Source organism: Streptomyces sp. TLI_053 (assembly GCF_900105395.1).
GTDB lineage: Bacteria > Actinomycetota > Actinomycetes > Streptomycetales > Streptomycetaceae > Kitasatospora.
This window is the reverse complement of record NZ_LT629775.1, coordinates 7,269,208-7,285,624: the sequence shown is the minus strand read 5'-3', so window position 1 is coordinate 7,285,624 and position 16,417 is coordinate 7,269,208. Positions and strand designations below refer to the sequence as shown.

General features: G+C 75.2%; 9 protein-coding genes and 1 pseudogene. 1 reads left to right on the top strand and 9 read right to left on the bottom strand.

The genetic code is table 11. The features are described 5' to 3' along the window. Nucleotides 1-40: 40 nt before the first annotated feature. The gene (locus BLU95_RS30470) at nucleotides 41-850 is read right to left on the bottom strand and encodes a TrmH family RNA methyltransferase (protein WP_093862807.1); all 810 of its coding nucleotides are present in this window, start codon (nucleotides 848-850) and stop codon (nucleotides 41-43) included. Nucleotides 851-948: 98 nt separating this feature from the next. On the opposite strand from BLU95_RS30470, the gene BLU95_RS30465 reads away from it, so the two are divergent. Continuing rightward, nucleotides 949-3,723 carry a SpoIIE family protein phosphatase gene (locus tag BLU95_RS30465; protein WP_093862806.1) on the top strand — a complete coding sequence of 925 codons (2,775 nt, stop codon included), beginning with the start codon at nucleotides 949-951 and terminating at the stop codon, nucleotides 3,721-3,723. Between the two features lie 318 nt (nucleotides 3,724-4,041). Here the strand turns inward: BLU95_RS30465 and cobA are convergent, their stop codons facing one another. From cobA to BLU95_RS30425, 8 genes and pseudogenes are all read right to left on the bottom strand, one after another. Next, entirely contained in the window at nucleotides 4,042-5,286 is a 1,245-nt protein-coding gene (cobA, locus tag BLU95_RS30460; protein WP_093862805.1) for a uroporphyrinogen-III C-methyltransferase, read from the bottom strand. Between the two features lie 100 nt (nucleotides 5,287-5,386). Further along, nucleotides 5,387-9,229, bottom strand: a complete 3,843-nt coding sequence (gene cobT, locus BLU95_RS30455; protein WP_093862804.1) for a nicotinate-nucleotide--dimethylbenzimidazole phosphoribosyltransferase — start codon at nucleotides 9,227-9,229, stop codon at nucleotides 5,387-5,389. A 661-nt stretch (nucleotides 9,230-9,890) separates the two neighbouring features. After that, a complete protein-coding gene (cbiE, locus tag BLU95_RS30450) occupies nucleotides 9,891-11,210 on the bottom strand; it encodes a precorrin-6y C5,15-methyltransferase (decarboxylating) subunit CbiE (RefSeq protein ID WP_093862803.1) in 1,320 nt (439 codons plus the stop codon). Between the two features lie 508 nt (nucleotides 11,211-11,718). After that, a pseudogene (locus BLU95_RS44450) lies at nucleotides 11,719-12,231 on the bottom strand (GNAT family N-acetyltransferase); the annotation flags it as partial. 236 nt (nucleotides 12,232-12,467) lie between these two features. Further along, on the bottom strand, nucleotides 12,468-13,295 hold the full coding sequence (locus tag BLU95_RS30440) for a MetQ/NlpA family ABC transporter substrate-binding protein (protein WP_093862801.1): 828 nt from the start codon (nucleotides 13,293-13,295) through the stop codon (nucleotides 12,468-12,470). Between the two features lie 113 nt (nucleotides 13,296-13,408). Further along, nucleotides 13,409-14,128 (bottom strand): methionine ABC transporter permease, encoded by a 720-nt coding sequence (locus BLU95_RS30435; protein ID WP_093862800.1) that lies wholly within the window; start codon nucleotides 14,126-14,128, stop codon nucleotides 13,409-13,411. Continuing rightward, nucleotides 14,125-15,150, bottom strand: coding sequence for a methionine ABC transporter ATP-binding protein (locus BLU95_RS30430; RefSeq protein ID WP_093862799.1), 1,026 nt, complete (start codon nucleotides 15,148-15,150; stop codon nucleotides 14,125-14,127). Before BLU95_RS30430 ends, BLU95_RS30435 begins: the two co-directional genes overlap by 4 nt. 555 nt (nucleotides 15,151-15,705) lie before the next feature. Next, entirely contained in the window at nucleotides 15,706-16,206 is a 501-nt protein-coding gene (locus BLU95_RS30425) for a GNAT family N-acetyltransferase (protein WP_093862798.1), read from the bottom strand. Nucleotides 16,207-16,417 lie beyond the last annotated feature (211 nt).

The following is a 16,417-nucleotide window of genomic DNA, read 5'->3' as shown; positions in this document are numbered from 1 at the left end:
CCGACCTTCCGCCGGTCGAGGGCGTGGTCAGCGGGCGTGGTCAGCGGGCGGCGGTGACGGCGTAGAAGGCCACGGCCGCGGCGGCGCCGACGTTCAGGGAGTCGATGCCGTGGGCCATCGGGATGCGGACCGCGTGGTCGGCTGCGGACAGGGCCTGGCGGGTGAGGCCGTCACCCTCGGCCCCGAGCATCAGGGCCGTCCTCGCCCGGCCCTCGTGGACCAGCGAGGCCAGGTCCACGGCCGTCTCGGCCGGCGTCAGCGCGAGCAGCTCGAAGCCGGCGGCGCGCACCGTCTCCAGGGCGGCCGGCCAGGGCTCCAGCCGCGCGTACGGGACGGCGAAGACCCCACCCATCGACACCTTGACCGCGCGGCGGTACAGCGGGTCGGCGCAGTCCGGCGACAGCAGCACCGCGTCCATGCCGAGGGCCGCCGCACTGCGGAAGATCGCGCCGAGATTGGTGTGGTCGACCAGACCCTCCAGCACCGCCACCCGGCGGGCGCCCGCCAGCAGGTCCGCGGCGTCCGGCAGCGGCCGCCGTTCCATCGAGGCGAGCGCGCCGCGGTGGACGTGGTAACCGGTGACCGCCTCGGCCAGATCGGGTTCGACGACGTGCACCGGGGCGTCGGCCTCGGCGATGACGTCCGCCATCACCTCCAGCCACTTGGGGGTCAGCAGCATCGACCGCATCCGGTAGCCGGCCGCGAGGGCGCGGCGGACGACCTTCTCGCCCTCCGCGATGAACAGGCCCTCGGCGGGTTCGCGGCGGCGGCGGAGTTCGACGTCGGTCAGGCCGGTGTAGTCGGCGAGACGGGGGTCGGCGGGGTCGGTGATGGCGCTGGGTTCGGACACCCTGTGATCCTGCCAAGTCGGGCCGGGGAAGGCCAACCGGCCCAACGCTCGTCGCGGGTGCCCTTGGCCCGTCGGCTCGCGGAGTGCAAATATGACGTATGGCCCGTTTTTCGGGCCGATCCTGGGCTCCGTCGGACCCCGGTGCGACCGGTTCCGCTTCCGGCTCCCGATCCACCGGCACCGCCGCCGGCTCCCCCGGTGGGCGCCCACACGGTCGGCACCAGCACGCTCGCACGGCCCGGCCCAAGCCGGTCCGGGTGCGCTCGGTGGCCGGGCAGGTCTTCGCGTTGCAGGTCGTGGTGGTGCTGTTGCTCGTGGTGGCCGCCGTGGTCGCCCTGGTGGTGCAGTCCCGCAACGACGCCAAGCAGGAGGCCACCACCCGGTCCGTCGCGGTCGCCCAGACCTACGCCAACTCGCCGGGCATCGTCGAGGCGCTGCGCTCCCCCGACCCGAGCGCGATCCTCCAGCCCTCGGCCCAGGCCGCGCGCATCAACGCGGGCGTGGACTTCATCGTCGTGCTCAACAACGAGGGCATCCGCTACACCCACCCGAACCCGGACCGGATCGGCCACAAGTTCGTCGGCGACTACCGGCCCGCGCTGTCCGGGCAGGTCGTGACCGAGGAGGTCACCGGCACGATCGGACCCCTGGTGCAGGCGATCGTGCCGGTGCGGGCGCCGGACGGGCAGATCGTCGGGATGGTGTCGGCGGGCATCACGATCGCCAATGTGAGCAGCGCCAGCGAGCGGCAGCTGCCGGTGGTGCTGGGTGCGGCGGCGGCCGCGCTCGGACTGGCGACCGGCGGGACGGCGCTGATCAGCCGGCGGCTGAAGCGGCAGACCCACGGGCTCGGGCCGACCGAGATGACCCGCATGTACGAGCACCACGCGGCGGTGCTGCACGCGGTGCGCGAGGGCGTGCTGATCCTCGGCGGAGACGGGCGGCTGCTGCTCTGCAACGACGAGGCCCGGCGGCTGCTCGACCTGCCGCCCGACGCCGAGGGGCGTCCGCTCGCCGAGCTGGGCCTGGAGCCGGCGCCGCTGGAGCTGCTGGCGGCCGGGCGGGCGGTCACCGACGAGGTGGTGATGGCCGGCGAGCGGCTGCTCGCAGTGAACGTGCGGCCCACGGACCGGGACGGCGGGCCGCCCGGTTCGGTGGCCACGCTGCGGGACTCCACCGAGCTGCAGGCGCTGACCGGGCGGGCCGAGGTGGCGCAGCGGCGGCTGCGGCTGCTGTACGACGCCGGGGTCACGGTGGGCAGCACCCTGGACGTGACCCGGACGGCGGAGGAGCTGGCCCAGGTGACGGTGGGCCGGTTCGCGGACATCGTCACCGTCGACCTCGCCGAGCAGGTGCTGGAGGGCGACGAGCCGCCGACGGGTCCGGCGCCGCTGCGGATGCGGCGGGCGGCGCTGTCGGCCGCGCGGGACGACCCGCCGTTCTACCCGGTGGGCACGGTGGTGGAGGTCGTGCCGTCGACGCCGCTCGCGGGCGCGCTGAGCAGTGGAGTGCCCGCCGTGGAGCCGCGGCTGGCGGAGGCGCGGGCGTGGCGGGAGCAGGACCCCGAGGGCGCGGAACGGGTGCTCGCCCACGGCGTGCACTCGCTGCTGCGGGTGCCGTTGCGGGCGCGCGGTGTGCTGCTCGGGGTGGCACGGTTCTGGCGGTCGGAACGGGAGGAGCCGTTCGAGGAGGAGGACCTCGCACTGGCGGAGGAGCTGGTCTCGCACGCCGCCGTCTGCATCGACAACGCGCGCCGGTACACCCGGGAGCACGCGATGGCGGTCACCCTGCAGCACAGTCTGCTGCCGCGCAGCCTGCCCGCGCAGAACGCGCTGGAGGTGGCGCACCGGTACCTGCCGGCGCAGGCGGGGGTGGGCGGCGACTGGTTCGACGTGATCCCGCTGCCGGGCGCGCGGGTGGCGATGGTGGTCGGGGACGTGGTCGGGCACGGGCTGCACGCTGCCGCGACGATGGGGCGGCTGCGGACGGCGATCCACAACTTCTCGACGCTGGACCTGCCGCCGGACGAACTGCTGGGGCACCTGGACGAGCTGGTGAACCGGATCGACCAGGAGGAGTCGGCGACCGGCGGGGCGTCGGCGGCCGTCACGGGCGCGACCTGTCTGTATCTGATCTACGACCCGGTGTCGCGGCGCTGCACGCTGGCCAGTGCCGGGCATCCGCCGCCGGCGCTGGTGCGGCCGGACGGGACGGTGGTGTACCCGGAGCTGCCGACCGGGCCGCCGCTGGGGCTCGCGGTGCTGCCGTTCGAGACGGTGGAGCTGGAGGTCGAGGAGGGCAGCCGGCTGGTGCTGTACACGGACGGGCTGGTCGAGGACCGTCAGCGGGACATCGACGAGGGGCTCGAACTGCTGCGGACGGCGCTGAGCAGGCCGGCGCGCACCCCGGAGCAGACCTGTGCGGACGTGCTGGGGGCGCTGCTGCCGGCGCATCCGCAGGACGACATCGCGCTGCTGGTGGCGCGGACCAGGGTGCTGCCGGCGGACCGGGTGGCGCAGTGGGAGGTGCCGGCGGACCCGGCGGCGGTGTCCGGGGTGCGGGCGGCGGTGGCGGAGCGGCTGGAGCAGTGGGGGCTGGACGAGGCGGCGTTCGTCACCGAGCTGATCCTGAGCGAGCTGGTGACCAATGCGATCCGGTACGGCACCGGGCCGATCCGGGTACGGCTGCTCCTCGACCGGTCGCTGATCTGCGAGGTGTCGGACGGGAGCAGTACGTCGCCGCACCTGCGGTACGCGGCCACCACCGACGAGGGCGGGCGCGGGCTCTTCCTGGTCGCGCAGTTCGCCGACCGGTGGGGGACGCGGTACACCGCAACCGGGAAGGTGATCTGGACGGAGCAGCCGTTGGAGTGAGGTGGGGAGGGGTGGCGCGGGGCGGGGTGGGGCGGCCTGTGGCAGTCTGTGGCCCCGCACTTTGCAAAGTGTGACTTTGCAAAGTGCGGGAAACGGCCACCACTACGGCGCTGACCTGCTGTTATGTCCTCCGCACTTTGCAAACAGCTCCTGTTTGCAAAGTGCGGAGGGGAAGAGGACGGGGCGCCAGGGCCGGCCGGGGCCGCCGGAGTGCCGGCACGGGGGCCGGGCCGGACCGGGGCCCTCGGCACGGGGGCCGGGCCGGACCGGGGCCCTCGGCACGGGGGCCGAGCCGGGGCCAGGTGCCGGCCCCGGCCCTCAGGCCTCCGGGGTGGCGAGGACGTTGACGACGTCGCCGACGACGATGACGGCCGGGGGCTTGATCCGCTCGGCCTCGACGGTGGCGGCGACCGTCGCCAGGGTGGCGTCGACCCGGCGCTGGGCGGCGGTGGTGCCCTCCTGGACGACGGCGACCGGGGTGTCCGCCGCCCGCCCGTCCCGGATCAGCCGGGCCGCGATGGCGCCGATCTTGTCGACGGCCATCAGCAGCACCAGGGTGCCGGTCATCCCGGCGAGCGCCTCCCAGTTGGTCAGCGAACGCTCGTCGTCCGGCCCCACGTGGCCCGAGACCACGGTGAACTCGTGGGTCATCCCCCGATGGGTGACCGGCACCCCGACGGCCGCCGGCACACTGATGGAGCTGGAGATGCCCGGCACCACCGTGACCGGCAGCCCGGCCTCCACGCACGCCAGCAGCTCCTCGCCGCCGCGGCCGAACACGTACGGGTCGCCGCCCTTGAGCCGCACCACGAACTTGCCGGCCCTGGCGTGCTCCACCAGCGTCCGGTTGATCGCCTCCTGCGCCATGAAGCGCCCGTACGGGATCTTCGACGCGTCGATGACCTCGACGTGCTCCGGCAGCTCGGCGAGCAGCTCGCGCGGCGCCAGCCGGTCGGCCACCACCACGTCCGCGTCGGCGAGCAGCCGGCGGCCGCGCACCGTGATGAGGTCCGGGTCGCCCGGGCCGCCGCCGACCAGTGCCACCCCCGCCCCCCGGGCCCGGTACTGGCGGGCGGCGAGCGAACCGTCCCGCAGCCCCTGGACGATCGAGTCGCGCAACGCGGCCGAGTGGCGCGGGTCCCCGGTGAGGACGGCCACGGTGGCCCCGGCGTCGCGACCGCTGGCCGGCGTCCACGCGGTGGCGGCGGAGGCGTCGTCGCTGCGGGCGCAGAACACCCGCTCGCGCTCCGCCTCGGCGCTGACGGCGACGTTCACCGCGGGGTCGTCGGTGGCGACCAGCGCGTACCAGGTGTCGGCGAGATCGCCCTCCTGGTAGCGGCGCTCGTGCCAGGTCAGCTCACCGGCGTCGGCCATCGCCTGCACGGCCGGGGTGGTGACCGGCGATATGAGGTGCACGTCGGCGCCGGTCGCGAGCAGCGCGGGCAGCCGCCGCTGGGCGACGTGGCCGCCGCCGACCACCACGACACGGCGGCCGGCCAGCAGCAGGCCGACCGGGTAGGGGGTACGGCCCTCGGTGCTGGGGTGCGGGGTGGGCGCGGTCATCGGCGGTGCTCCTGGATCGGGTGAGGGTGTGCTGGGACACGGCGCCGCTCCGCACACCGGCGCGCCCTCGGGCCGGTGCACGGAGCGGTTCGGACGGACGTCAGGCCTTCTCGGTGACCCCGGCGGAGTCGAAGGTGGCTACATCGTGCATCGCGCGGGCCGCACTCTGCACCAGCGGCAGGGCCAGCAGGGCGCCGGTGCCCTCGCCGAGCCGCAGATCGAGGTCGATCAGCGGACGCAGTCCCAGCTTGGCCAGGGCGGCCTGGTGGCCGGGCTCGGCCGAGCGGTGGCCGGCGATGCAGGCGGCGAGCACCTCGGGCGCGATCGCCTTGGCGACGAGCGCGGCCGAACCGGCGATCACGCCGTCCAGGATCACCGGGGTGCGCAGGCTGGCCGCGCCGAGCAGGAAGCCGGCGAGGGCGGCGTGCTCCAGGCCGCCGACCGCGGCGAGTACGCCGATCGGGTCGGCCGGGTCGGGCTGGTGCAGGGCCAGCGCGGCGCGGACGACCTCGATCTTGCGGGCGTGGGTCGCGTCGTCGATGCCGGTGCCGCGGCCGGTGACCTCGGCCGGGTCGATCCCGGTGAAGACCGAGATCAGGGCGGCCGAGGCGGTGGTGTTGGCGATGCCCATGTCGCCGGTGATCAGGGCCTTGTTGCCGGCCGCGACGAGGTCGCGGGCGGTCTCGATGCCGACCTCGAGGGCCTTGAGGGCCTCCTCGCGGGTCATCGCCGGGCCCTGGGTCATGTCGTCGGTGCCGGGCTTGACCTTGCGCGGCAGCAGGCCGGTGGTGCGGCCCTGCTGGATCGCGTCCGGCAGCTCGGCGGCCACGCCGACGTCGACGACGCAGACCTCGGTGCCGATCTGCTTGGCGAAGGCGTTGACCACCGCTCCCCCGGCCAGGAAGTTGCCCACCATCTGGGCGGTGACCTCCTGCGGCCAGGGGGTGACGCCCTGGGCGTGCACGCCGTGGTCGGCGGCGAAGACCGCGACGCAGGCGGGCTCCGGGATCGGCGGCGGGCACTTCCGGGACAGGCCGCTGAGCTGGGCGGAGATGATCTCCAGCATGCCGAGCGAGCCGGCCGGCTTGGTCATCCGCTTCTGCCGGTCCCAGGCCTCGCCGAGCGCCTTGGCGTCCAGCGGGCGGATGCCGCGCAGGGTCTCGGAGAGCACGCTGTGCGGCTCCTCGCCGGGCAGGGCGCGGTTGCCGTACTGCTCCTCGTGGACGACCCAGGACAGCGGGCGCTTCTTGGCCCAGCCCTGCTGCTGGAGTTCGGGCTCGTCCGGGAAGGCGTCGACGAAGCCGACGCACAAGTAGGCGACGACCTCCAGGTGCTCGGGCAGGCCGAGTTCGCGGACCAGCTCCTCCTCGTCGAAGAAGCTCACCCAGCCGACGCCGAGGCCCTCGGCGCGGGCGGCCAGCCAGAGGTTCTCGACCGCGAGGGCGGCCGAGTAGGGGGCCATCTGCGGCTGGGTGTGCCGGCCCAGGGTGTGCCGGCCGCCACGGGTGCGGTCGGCGGTGACGACGATGTTGACGGGCGTCTCGAGGATCGCCTCGATCTTGATTTCCTTGAACTGCTTCGCGCGGCCCTTGGGGAGCGTGTCGGCGAAGGTCTCGCGCTGGCGCTCGGCCAGTTCGTGCATCCTGCGGCGGGTCTTGGCGGACCGGATGACCACGAAGTCCCAGGGCTGCGAGTAACCGACGCTGGGGGCGGTGTGGGCGGCCTCCAGGACGCGGATCAGCACCTCGTGCGGGATCGGGTCGGGGCGGAAGCCGTTGCGGATGTCGCGGCGCTCGCGGATGACCTGGTGGACGGCCTCGCGGCCGACCTCGTCGTAGCCGGGCGCGGCGGGGCCGCGCGGCTCCTCGGGCTCGGCGGGCTCCTCGGGCTCCGCGGGCTCCCCGGTGCCGGTGGACTCCTCGGTGCCGGCGGGCTGCGTGGCCGCGGCGGTCGGCTCGGCGTCGACGGGTGCCTCGGCGACGGGTGCGCCGGCGGTGGGGACCTCGACCGCTTCGGCGGGGTCGGCCGGGGCCTCGGCGGGGTCGGCCGGGGCCTCGGCGGCCTCGGCCGTGTCGGCGGGCCCGGTGCCCTCGGCCGGAGTGGCGGGCTCGGCGACGGCGGTCGGCCCGGCCGGGGTGCCGTCCTCGGCGTGCGGGGCCGGGGCGGCCCCGGCTGCCTCGGCTGCGTCGGTGGCGGGCAGTTCGGCGGTCACGGCGTCCGTCGGAACGACGTGCTGCTCGACCTCGGGCTGCTCCCCGGCGGGGGCCTCGGCCGACTCGGCGGAGGCGGCGGAGGCGGCGGACACCGGCTCGGCCGGAACCTCCGCCGGGGCGGCGACGGGCTGGCCGGAGGGCATCTCACCGGTACCCGCGGCGGTCTCGGCGGACACCTCCGGGGCCTGGACCCCGGCGTCGGCGGCGGCCTCGGCGGCGGTCGGGTCGGGCGCGGCCACCGGCTCGACGGGCGCCCCGCCCTCGGGCCCGGCGGCCTCCGCCGCAGGCTCGGGCTGCTCGGCCGGGGCCGGCTCGACGGCGACGGGCGCGGCAGGCTCTACGGCCTCGGGCCCGGTCTGCGCGGTGGGCTCGGCCGACTCGGCCGGGTCGGCGACGGGCGCTATGGGGGCGGACTGCTGAGCCTCCGTCCCGACGGCGGCCGGGGCGGAGTGCTCCACCAGCGGTTCGGCGACGGGCTCGGCGACCGGCTCGACCTGCGGGAGGCCGTGCGGGGTCGGCGCGGCGAGGAAGGCGGAGATGCGGCGCGGCTGACCGCCTCCGGTCTGCGCATCGGCGGCGGCCTCGGCCTCGGCGGCGGGAACCTCCGCCACGGGAACCTCGGCGGCGGGACCCTCGACCGGGGCCCCGGCAGCGACGGCGACCGGTTCGACGGCCGGTTCGACGGTGGCCGGCTCGGCGTTCCCGGGTGCCTCGGCGATGTCGGCGGCGGCCTCGACGGGCGCCTCGACGACCGCCTCGGCCACGACCGGCGCCTCGACGGGAACGACGGCGGGCGGCACGACGGAAGGCTGCGGGACGGCGGCCTCGACCGGCTGCGGCACGGGCTCGGGCTGGACGGCGACGGGCACGGCCGCCGGCTCGGGCTGGACCGCGGCCGGCACCACCGGGATGCCGTGCGCGGGCGTGCTGCCGGTCGACGGGCCCCGGTCGGCCAGCGAGCGGACCGGGACCTGGCCGGTCATCAGGGACGGGTCCGGGATCGGCGGCCCGGCGTGCAGCGGCCGGCGCGGCGACTGAACGGCCGTCACCGGCTCGGGTCCCTGCTGCTGGGCCGGCACGGACTGGGCACCGGGCACGGTCTGGACGCCGGGGGCGGCCTGCGGCGCGAAGCCGTGGGGGGCGCCGGCCGGGTCGGCGGCGAGCACGGGCGGCTCCAGCGGCGGCCAGGACGGCTCGACGGGGGTGCCGGGCGGGGTCTGCTGGTCGGCGGCCGGGTCGGCGACGGGCGCCGTCGGCTCGCCCCAGGAGCCCTGCGGACCGGGCATCAGCAGGACGTCGTCCTCGTCGTCGAGGCCGTCCGGCTGGTCGACGAAGTGGAAGGTGGGTCGCGGGGCGGCGGCCCAGGCGTCACCCGCGGCGCCGGGCGCGCCGGCTGCGGGCACGGCGAATCCGGGCGCGCCGAGCGGGGCACCGGGAGTACCCGGAGCCGGGACGCCCTGCGCGGGCACGGGCTGCACGGGCACGGCCTGCGCCGGCACACCGTGGGCCGGCACGCCGTGCGCGGGTACGCCCTGCGGCGGGAGGACGGCGGCGCCGGGCGGGACCGCACCGGGAACGCCGGCCCCGGGCACCCCGGGGAGGGTGCCGTCCAGCGCGACGCCGTGCGCGGGTGCGACAGCCGCGACGCCCTCCGGGCCGCCGAACCGGTCGGGCCCGGCGAGCAGGTGCTCCGGCAGTCCCTCGTTCGGGACGTGGCCGCCATCGGTCATGTCAAAGCTCCTTCCAGGCCGCTGCCGCGCCCTCGGCGACACGATCACCGACCGCAGCGCCCATCCGCACGGGCCGGGCCTGCACCGGCCCGCCCCTCAATCACACACGGCCGCCGCGCCGAGGCGCTGCGGCCGAAATCCTTCCGGCGCGCTGCGGCACCCCGGCCCGCGCGCCACCCGGGTGGGGCGGCGCGTCATCTGAGACAACGACAAGCCGGGGCAACCGGCACGACCGCACCGGACCCTACGGCATTCTCCAGGTCCGGCGGGCGGCCCGTCGAATTGCCCACACTCCGAACCCCGTCGGTCTGCGCCATGTCAGAAGGCATCGGACCCGACCGGATCGGGCGGGCTGTCGGACACCGCAGCCGTCCCGGACGCCACACTACCGGCCCGGGGACGCCGCCTCCCGAATCGGTGTCCGGATGCGACCTGGATCACCGTCCGGCCGGGCCGCGCACCGGGTCCGGGCGGAGCGGGCGGGCCCGGGGGCGGGCCGGGAGGGCGTGGCCGGGGACCGTGCGGGGAGGATGCGGCGGGCGGACGCGGCGGGGACGCGGCGGGGACGCGGCGGGGACGCGGCCGGGACGCGGCGAGCGGTCCGGGGGCGCGGATCGGCACCGGCTCCCACCGGGACCACCACCCGGCGCCACCGGGGCCTTCACGGTTTCTGCGCACCCCAGAGCAGGAAGGTGCCCGGGTCGCCCATGCCGAGGCGCAGACCGGGTCCGTCGGCGGCGGCCCCGGTCGGCGGGAGCAGCGGCGCGGACTGGAGCAGTGCGCCGTCGGCGCGGTAGCCCGCGGCGGCGATGACGCGGCGGACCTCCTCGGCCTCGGCGAGGGTGCGGGCGACGGCGACGATCCGTTCGGGGCGGCGGGAGAGCACGGCGCGCACGGCTTCCGGGCCGCCGGTCTCGACGACGGCGGCGTCGGGTTCGGGGAGTTCGCCGAGGACGTCGGGGCCCCGGCCGTGGACGATCTCGACCTCGACGCCGTAGCGGCGGGCGTTGACGGCGAGCCGGGCGCAGGCGGAGCGGTCGGCCTCGACGGCGACGACGGCCGCTCCGAAGCGGGCGGCGTCGACGGCGAGCGCGCCGCTCCCGGCGCCGACGGTCCAGACGAGGTCGCCGGGGCGGGCACCCAGGCGGGCGAGCACGAGCGCGCGGACGTGCGCCGGGAGCGTGTCGGTCGCGCCGGGTGCGCCGGGGTCCGCGGGGGCGCCGGGCGGGGTGGGGGTGCGGCCGGTGCCGGTGTAGGTGTCGGTGGGCAGGGCCCAGCCGCGGTCCGGTCCGGGGTAACCGACGGGGCGTCCGGCGAGCCAGCCCGCGGCCTCGCCGGCGGCGCCGTTCGCGGGTCCGCCGCCGGGGCCGCCGGCGCTGCTGCCGCCGATGACGAGGACGACGCTGGGGTCGCGCCAGATGTGGTCGGCGACGCGGTCGGAGGTGAGGACGGTGACGTCCTCGTCGGGGGTGCCGAGGGCTTCGCAGACGACGAAGGTGCGGTGGACGCCGCGGAGCATGAGGGCGAGTTCGGCGGGGCCGGCGCCGGGTGCGGTGAGGACGGCGACCTTGGGGTGGGCGCGGCAGAGGTTGGCGGCGCGGCGCAGGCGGCCGCCGTGCGCGCTCGCGACCTGGGCGTCCTCCCAGGGCATGCCGGCGCGGGCGAAGGCGGCGGCGACGGAGGAGACGGCGGGGAGGACTTCGAGTTCGAGGCCGTACTCGGGGCGGCGCAGGGTGCGGACGACGCCGAAGAAGCCGGGGTCGCCCTCGGCGATGACGACGGCGGCGCCGCGGTGTTCGGCGATCCGGCGGGCGGCGAGCTGGATGCTGCCGAGGGCGATGCGTTCGGCGGCGGGCGGCACCGGGAGGGCCTTGAGCTGGTAGGGGGCGCCGGCCACCAGGGTGGCTGCGGCGAGGGCCGCGGCGGCGGCCTCGGTGAGCGGTGTGCCGTCCCACCCGATGACCGTGATCCGGTCAGCCATCTGTGGCTGTTCTCCTCGCCGTCCGTGCGCCGACAGGCGGCGCCGGTGTGCGGCGCCGGTGGAGAGGTTACCGGGTGTGATCCCCTCGGCGCGGACATCTCGTACACATGTCCGTGCCGAGCGGCCCGGAAGGGCAGCCCCTCGGTCGCGCGGGCCGGTCGCGCGTCAGTCGCGCGGGCCGGTGGCGCGGGGCCGGTGGCGCGGGTCAGTCGCGCAGCACGTAGCGGTCGCCGCCGGCCCAGGCGGGGGCGGCGGTCTCGGGGGTCTCCATGTCCTCGGGGAGCAGGCTCCACAGGATGAGGTCGCTGCGGCTCTCACCGACGGCCGGACGGTCCGGGTCCCGGCGGTCGTACCCGGCAGGGTCGTGGCCCGAGGGGTCGCGCTCCGAGGGGTCGTAGCCCGAGGGGTCGCGGTCCGGGCGGCCGTGGGCCCGGCGGTCCCCCGCCCCGCCGGGGGCGCGGTCACCGGACGCGCCGGGCGCGGCGGACCCGCCGAACGCGGCGGACTCTCCCGACTCGCCGCGCACTATCCAGGCGCTGCGCAGAACACCCTCGCTGATGCCGCCGATCTTCTGGGCGACCTGCTGGGCTGCGGTGTTCCCGGCGGCGGTGCGCAGTTCGAGGCGGAGGAAGCCCCGGTCCTCGAACAGCCACTGGGCGACGCCGAGGACGGCCTCGGGGGCGTAGCCCTCGCCGCGGGCCCAGGCGGCGGTGACGAAGGAGATCTCGGTGGAGCGCAGCCGCCAGTCGGTGTGCCGGAGCTCGACCAGGCCGACCAGGCGCTGGGTGAGGTGTTCGGTGACGGCGAGCACGATGCCCCGGCCGGTGGCGCGGTGGGCGGGCGCGAGGGTGCGGGCCAGGTCGAGGGCGTGGGCCTCGGTGAAGGGGTGCGGGTGGTCGGTCCAGGCCAGGACGAGTTCGTCGGCCATCATGGCGGCCAGGCCGGGGGCGTCGTCCTCCGCAAGCGGGCGCAGCAGCAGCCGTTCGGTGCTGATGGCGGTCTCGGGGAAGCTCGCTGCCATGCCGTCTCTCCTCGCCGGGTCGTGGACACACCGTACGCCTCGCCGCTGCCGGGTGGTCACGCGGTGCGGGGACCGGACGACGGTACGTCAGAAATGGGCCTGTCGGACCGTCACTGGTGCATACTGCCCGACCGGGCCCCCGCGCGGTTGCGGCGGGGGCCCGGTCGGTGGTCCGGCGGGACGGGTCAGGAGGGGCGGGTCGGGCGGGTCGGCTCCGGGGACCGGAACGCCGGGGATCAGAACGCCGGGACGACGGAGCCCTGGAAGGTGTCGTCGATGAACTTCTTGACCTCGGCGGAGTGCAGCAGCTCGGCGAGCTTCTTCACCCGCGGGTCGTTCTCCTTGCCCTTCTTGACGGCGAGGATGTTGGCGTAGGGGTTGCCCTCGGCCTTCTCCAGCACGATCGCGTCGGTGGCGGGCTTGAGGCCGGAGTCGAGCGCGTAGTTGCCGTTGATGACGGCGGCGTCGACGTCGGCGATGGAGCGGGGCAGCTGGGCGGCCTCCAGCTCCTTCCACTTGAAGTTCTTCGGGTTGCCGGTGACGTCGGCGGGGGTGGCGGCGGTGCCGGCCCCGTCCTTGAGGGTGATGAGCTTGTTGTCGGCGAGCAGCTTGAGCGCGCGGCCCTCGTTGGTGGCGTCGTTGGGCAGGCCGATGGTGGCGCCGTCCGGCAGGTCGGCGATCGCCTTGACCTTCTTGGAGTAGACGCCCAGCGGCTCCAGGTGCACGGCCTCGACGGAGACGATGTCGGTGCCGCGCTTCTTGTTGAAGTCCTCCAGGTACGGCACGTGCTGGAAGTAGTTGGCGTCGGCCGAGCCGTCCTGCACCGCCGTGTTGGGGGTCACGTAGTCGGTGACCTCCTTGACGTTGAGCTTGAGGCCGGCCTTGTCCGCGAGGTTGTCCTTGACGTACTTGAGGATCTGGCCGTGCGGGGTCGGGCTGGCGACGACGGTGAGCGGCGCGTTCGGGTCCGAGGAGGCCGAGTCGCCGTTGCTGCCGCAGGCGGCCAGGGAGAGGGCGATGCCGGCGGTGGCGAGGACGCTGGTGAACTTCAGGGAGTTGCGCACGAAAAGTGCCTTTCTGCGTATTGCGGGGAGCCGCGTCCGAGGATCGGACGAGGAAGTCGGGGAGGCGTGACCGCCTGCGGGGCCTGCGGGAGGAGGCGCCGGGGCGCCGGGGTCTAGGAGGCGACGAAGTCGGTGTCGGCGCGGGGGCGCAGCAGCCTGGTCCGGCCGCCGCCGCGGCCGCGGTTGGCGAGCCGTCGCACGGCGTAGTCGCCGGCCAGCTGGATCACGGTGACGATGATCGCGATCTCGGCGACGATGACCCACATGAAGGCGGTCTCGAAGCGGAGGTAGCCGTAGCGGTAGGCGAGGTCGCCGAGGCCGCCGCCGCCGACGGTGCCGGCCATCGCGGAGTAGCCGATGAGGGCGATGACGGTGGTGGTGACGGAGGCGACGATGCCGGGGAGGGCTTCGGGGACGAGCGTCTTGCGGACCAGGGTCCAGGTGCTGCCGCCCATCGCCTGGACGGCTTCGACGAGGCCGCGGTCGACCTCGCGGACGTTGGTCTCCACGAGCCGGGCGAAGAAGGGGATGGCGCCGACGGTCAGCGGGACGGTGGCGGCCTGCCAGCCGAGGGAGTTGCCGACGAGCCAGCGGGTGAACGAGAACAGCGCGATCATCAGGATGATGAACGGCAGTGAGCGGGCGAGGTTCACGACCGCGCCGAGCACCTTGTTCACGGGCTGGTTCTGGAGGGCGCCGCCCTTGGCGGTGAGGACGAGCAGCACGCCGAGCGGGAGTCCGAGGACGACGGTGCAGACGGTCGACACTCCGACCATCTGGAGGGTCTCCCAGGTGGCGGGCCACATCAGTTCCTGCATCTGGTCCCAGGTCATGCCGCCGCTCCGTTCACCGTTTCGATCACGTCCACCTGGAGGCCCTGTTCGCGCAGGAAGCCGATGGGCACGACGTTGTCGTGCCGGGAGCCGGGCAGTTCGACGCGCATCCGGCCGACCATGCGACCGGCGATGGTCTCGACGGCGGCACCGAGGATGTTGATGTCGATCTGGTAGGTGCGGGCGAGCTGGGAGACGAAGGGCTGGGCCGGGGCGTCGCCCTGGAAGGTGATCTCCAGCACGGTGGCGCCGGGGTGTCCGGTACCGAACTCGCTGAGCGGGAAGAGTTCGCGGGCGAGTTCGGAGCCGGGCCGGGCGAGCAGGTCGGTGAGCGCGCCGGACTCGACCACCCGGCCGCCGCGCATCAGGGCGGCGGAGTCGCAGACGGACTTGATGACGTCCATCTCGTGGGTGATGAGCAGGACGGTGAGGCCGAGCTGTTCGTTGAGGTCGCGCAGCAGCTTCAGGATGGAGCGCGTGGTCTCGGGGTCGAGCGCGGAGGTGGCCTCGTCGGAGAGCAGTACCTTGGGGTCGCCGGCGAGGGCGCGGGCGATGCCGACGCGCTGCTTCTGGCCGCCGGAGAGCTGGCCGGGGTAGCTGCGGGCCTTGTCGGTGAGGCCGACGAGGTCGAGCAGTTCGGCGGCCTTGCGGCGGCGCTGGGCGCGGTCCAGCCCGATGATCTCCAGCGGGAGTTCGACGTTCTGCTGGACGGTGCGGGAGGACAGCAGGTTGAAGTGCTGGAAGACCATGCCGATGCGACGGCGGGCTTCGCGGAGGTCCTTGCCGGCGCGGTTCTCGCCACCGGCGAGGGCGGTGAGTTCGACGCCGTCCACGGTGACGGTGCCGGAGCTGGGGCGCTCCAGCATGTTGACGCAGCGGATGAGGGTGGACTTGCCGGCGCCGCTGGTGCCGACGACTCCGTAGACCTCGCCGGGGCGGACGTGGAGGTCGACGCCGGCGAGGGCGGTCACCTCGCGGCCGCGGGATCGGTAGACCTTGGTGAGGTCCGTGGTGGTGATCACAGCTGCTTCCGTGGGTCGGGGGCGGGCGTGCGGAGGTCGCACCGCCGTGCGGTCGGCGACGGGAACGGCGTCGCGCCGGGGGGATCCGGACCTGCCACCCCTTGATCGTCGCCGCTGGGCGGCCGGGCCGCGCGACGGCGTGGCCCTTACGAGTCAGCGGGCCGCCGGCGGGTGTGCGGGCAGGCCGAAGAAGGGGGATGCGGCAGGAAGGGCGCGTCCGCACGGACGGGAACGACGCCGGGGTTCTCGCTTCGGGGCGCGAGGGGAGGCACTCTCAGCGGGTGCCGGGGGCGGTGGCCCTCAGCGGTGACACATTCGACGGCACATGGCGCTCTCACCTGCCGGCGGGGTGCCGGTGGGGGTCCATTTCGTCGTCGCAGTCATGTGAGCCAGTAAATCAGATGGTTCGAGGAGGTCCCAATTATTTCGCAGCGGCGTCCGCAATGCGGACATTCACGGCGGTGAGCTGCGCAAACGCCGGCCGGCGCCGCCGTCGGGAGTCCGAATGACGGCGGCGCCGGTTCGACGGGGCCCGCGCGGGGCGGGCCGGGGGCTTCAGGCGGTGGCGGCGAGCGGGGCCGCGGCGGACTTCTCCAGGTGCACCAAAGTGATCCGGCCGTCGATCTGCTCGACGGTGGTCTGGCGGTAGCCCTGACGGGCGTAGAGGCGCAGGTTGCCGAGGCTGCGGTGGCCGGTGAAGAGGCGGTAGGAGCTCACCGCGCCGTCCGCGGCCAGGCGGCGCTCCAGGGCCTCCAGCAGCCGGCCGCCCAGGCCGTGGCGCTGCATCCGGGGGTGGACGACCAGACGCCCTATCCGGCCGACACCGTCGGGGCCGAGGTGGCCGCGGACGGTGCCGACGATCTCGTCGCCGAGGCGGGCGACGAGCACGTGCTGTTCGGTCAGCTCTTCGCGCAGGCTCTCCAGGGTCTGGGTCAGCGGCTCGAGGGCCCAGTCCCCGTAGAGCTCGGCCTCGCTCTGGTAGCCGAGGTACTGGAGCTTGAGGATCTGCTCCGCGTCGTCCGTCCCGGCGGTCGAAATGATCACGCTCATGCCCATGTGCGGGGGCCTCCCCATCGTTGTGCCCGGCGCGCGAGAGGTGAGGGTGTCGCACCGGTTGGCTGCCGGAGGGTGTCCCGGCCGGGGATCCGCCCAGACCGGGGGTGGCGCACGAACGCACCGGCCCGCACGGCCCTGGTGGGGCCGCGTCGGCGGCGGCGCGCTCACGGTCAGTATCCGAGCGGGCGCGCCACCGTCAAGAGCCGCGTTC

What these genes read in the sequence shown, in the direction of transcription:
- BLU95_RS30465 (WP_093862806.1), top strand. Translation starts at nt 949, where the DNA reads ATGGCCCGTTTTTCGGGCCGATCCTGGGCTCCGTCGGACCCCGGTGCG.
- cobA (WP_093862805.1), bottom strand. Translation starts at nt 5,286, where the DNA reads ATGACCGCGCCCACCCCGCACCCCAGCACCGAGGGCCGTACCCCCTAC.
- cobT (WP_093862804.1), bottom strand. Translation starts at nt 9,229, where the DNA reads ATGACCGATGGCGGCCACGTCCCGAACGAGGGACTGCCGGAGCACCTG.
- cbiE (WP_093862803.1), bottom strand. Translation starts at nt 11,210, where the DNA reads ATGGCTGACCGGATCACGGTCATCGGGTGGGACGGCACACCGCTCACC.
- BLU95_RS30435 (WP_093862800.1), bottom strand. Translation starts at nt 14,128, where the DNA reads ATGACCTGGGACCAGATGCAGGAACTGATGTGGCCCGCCACCTGGGAG.
- BLU95_RS30425 (WP_093862798.1), bottom strand. Translation starts at nt 16,206, where the DNA reads ATGGGCATGAGCGTGATCATTTCGACCGCCGGGACGGACGACGCGGAG.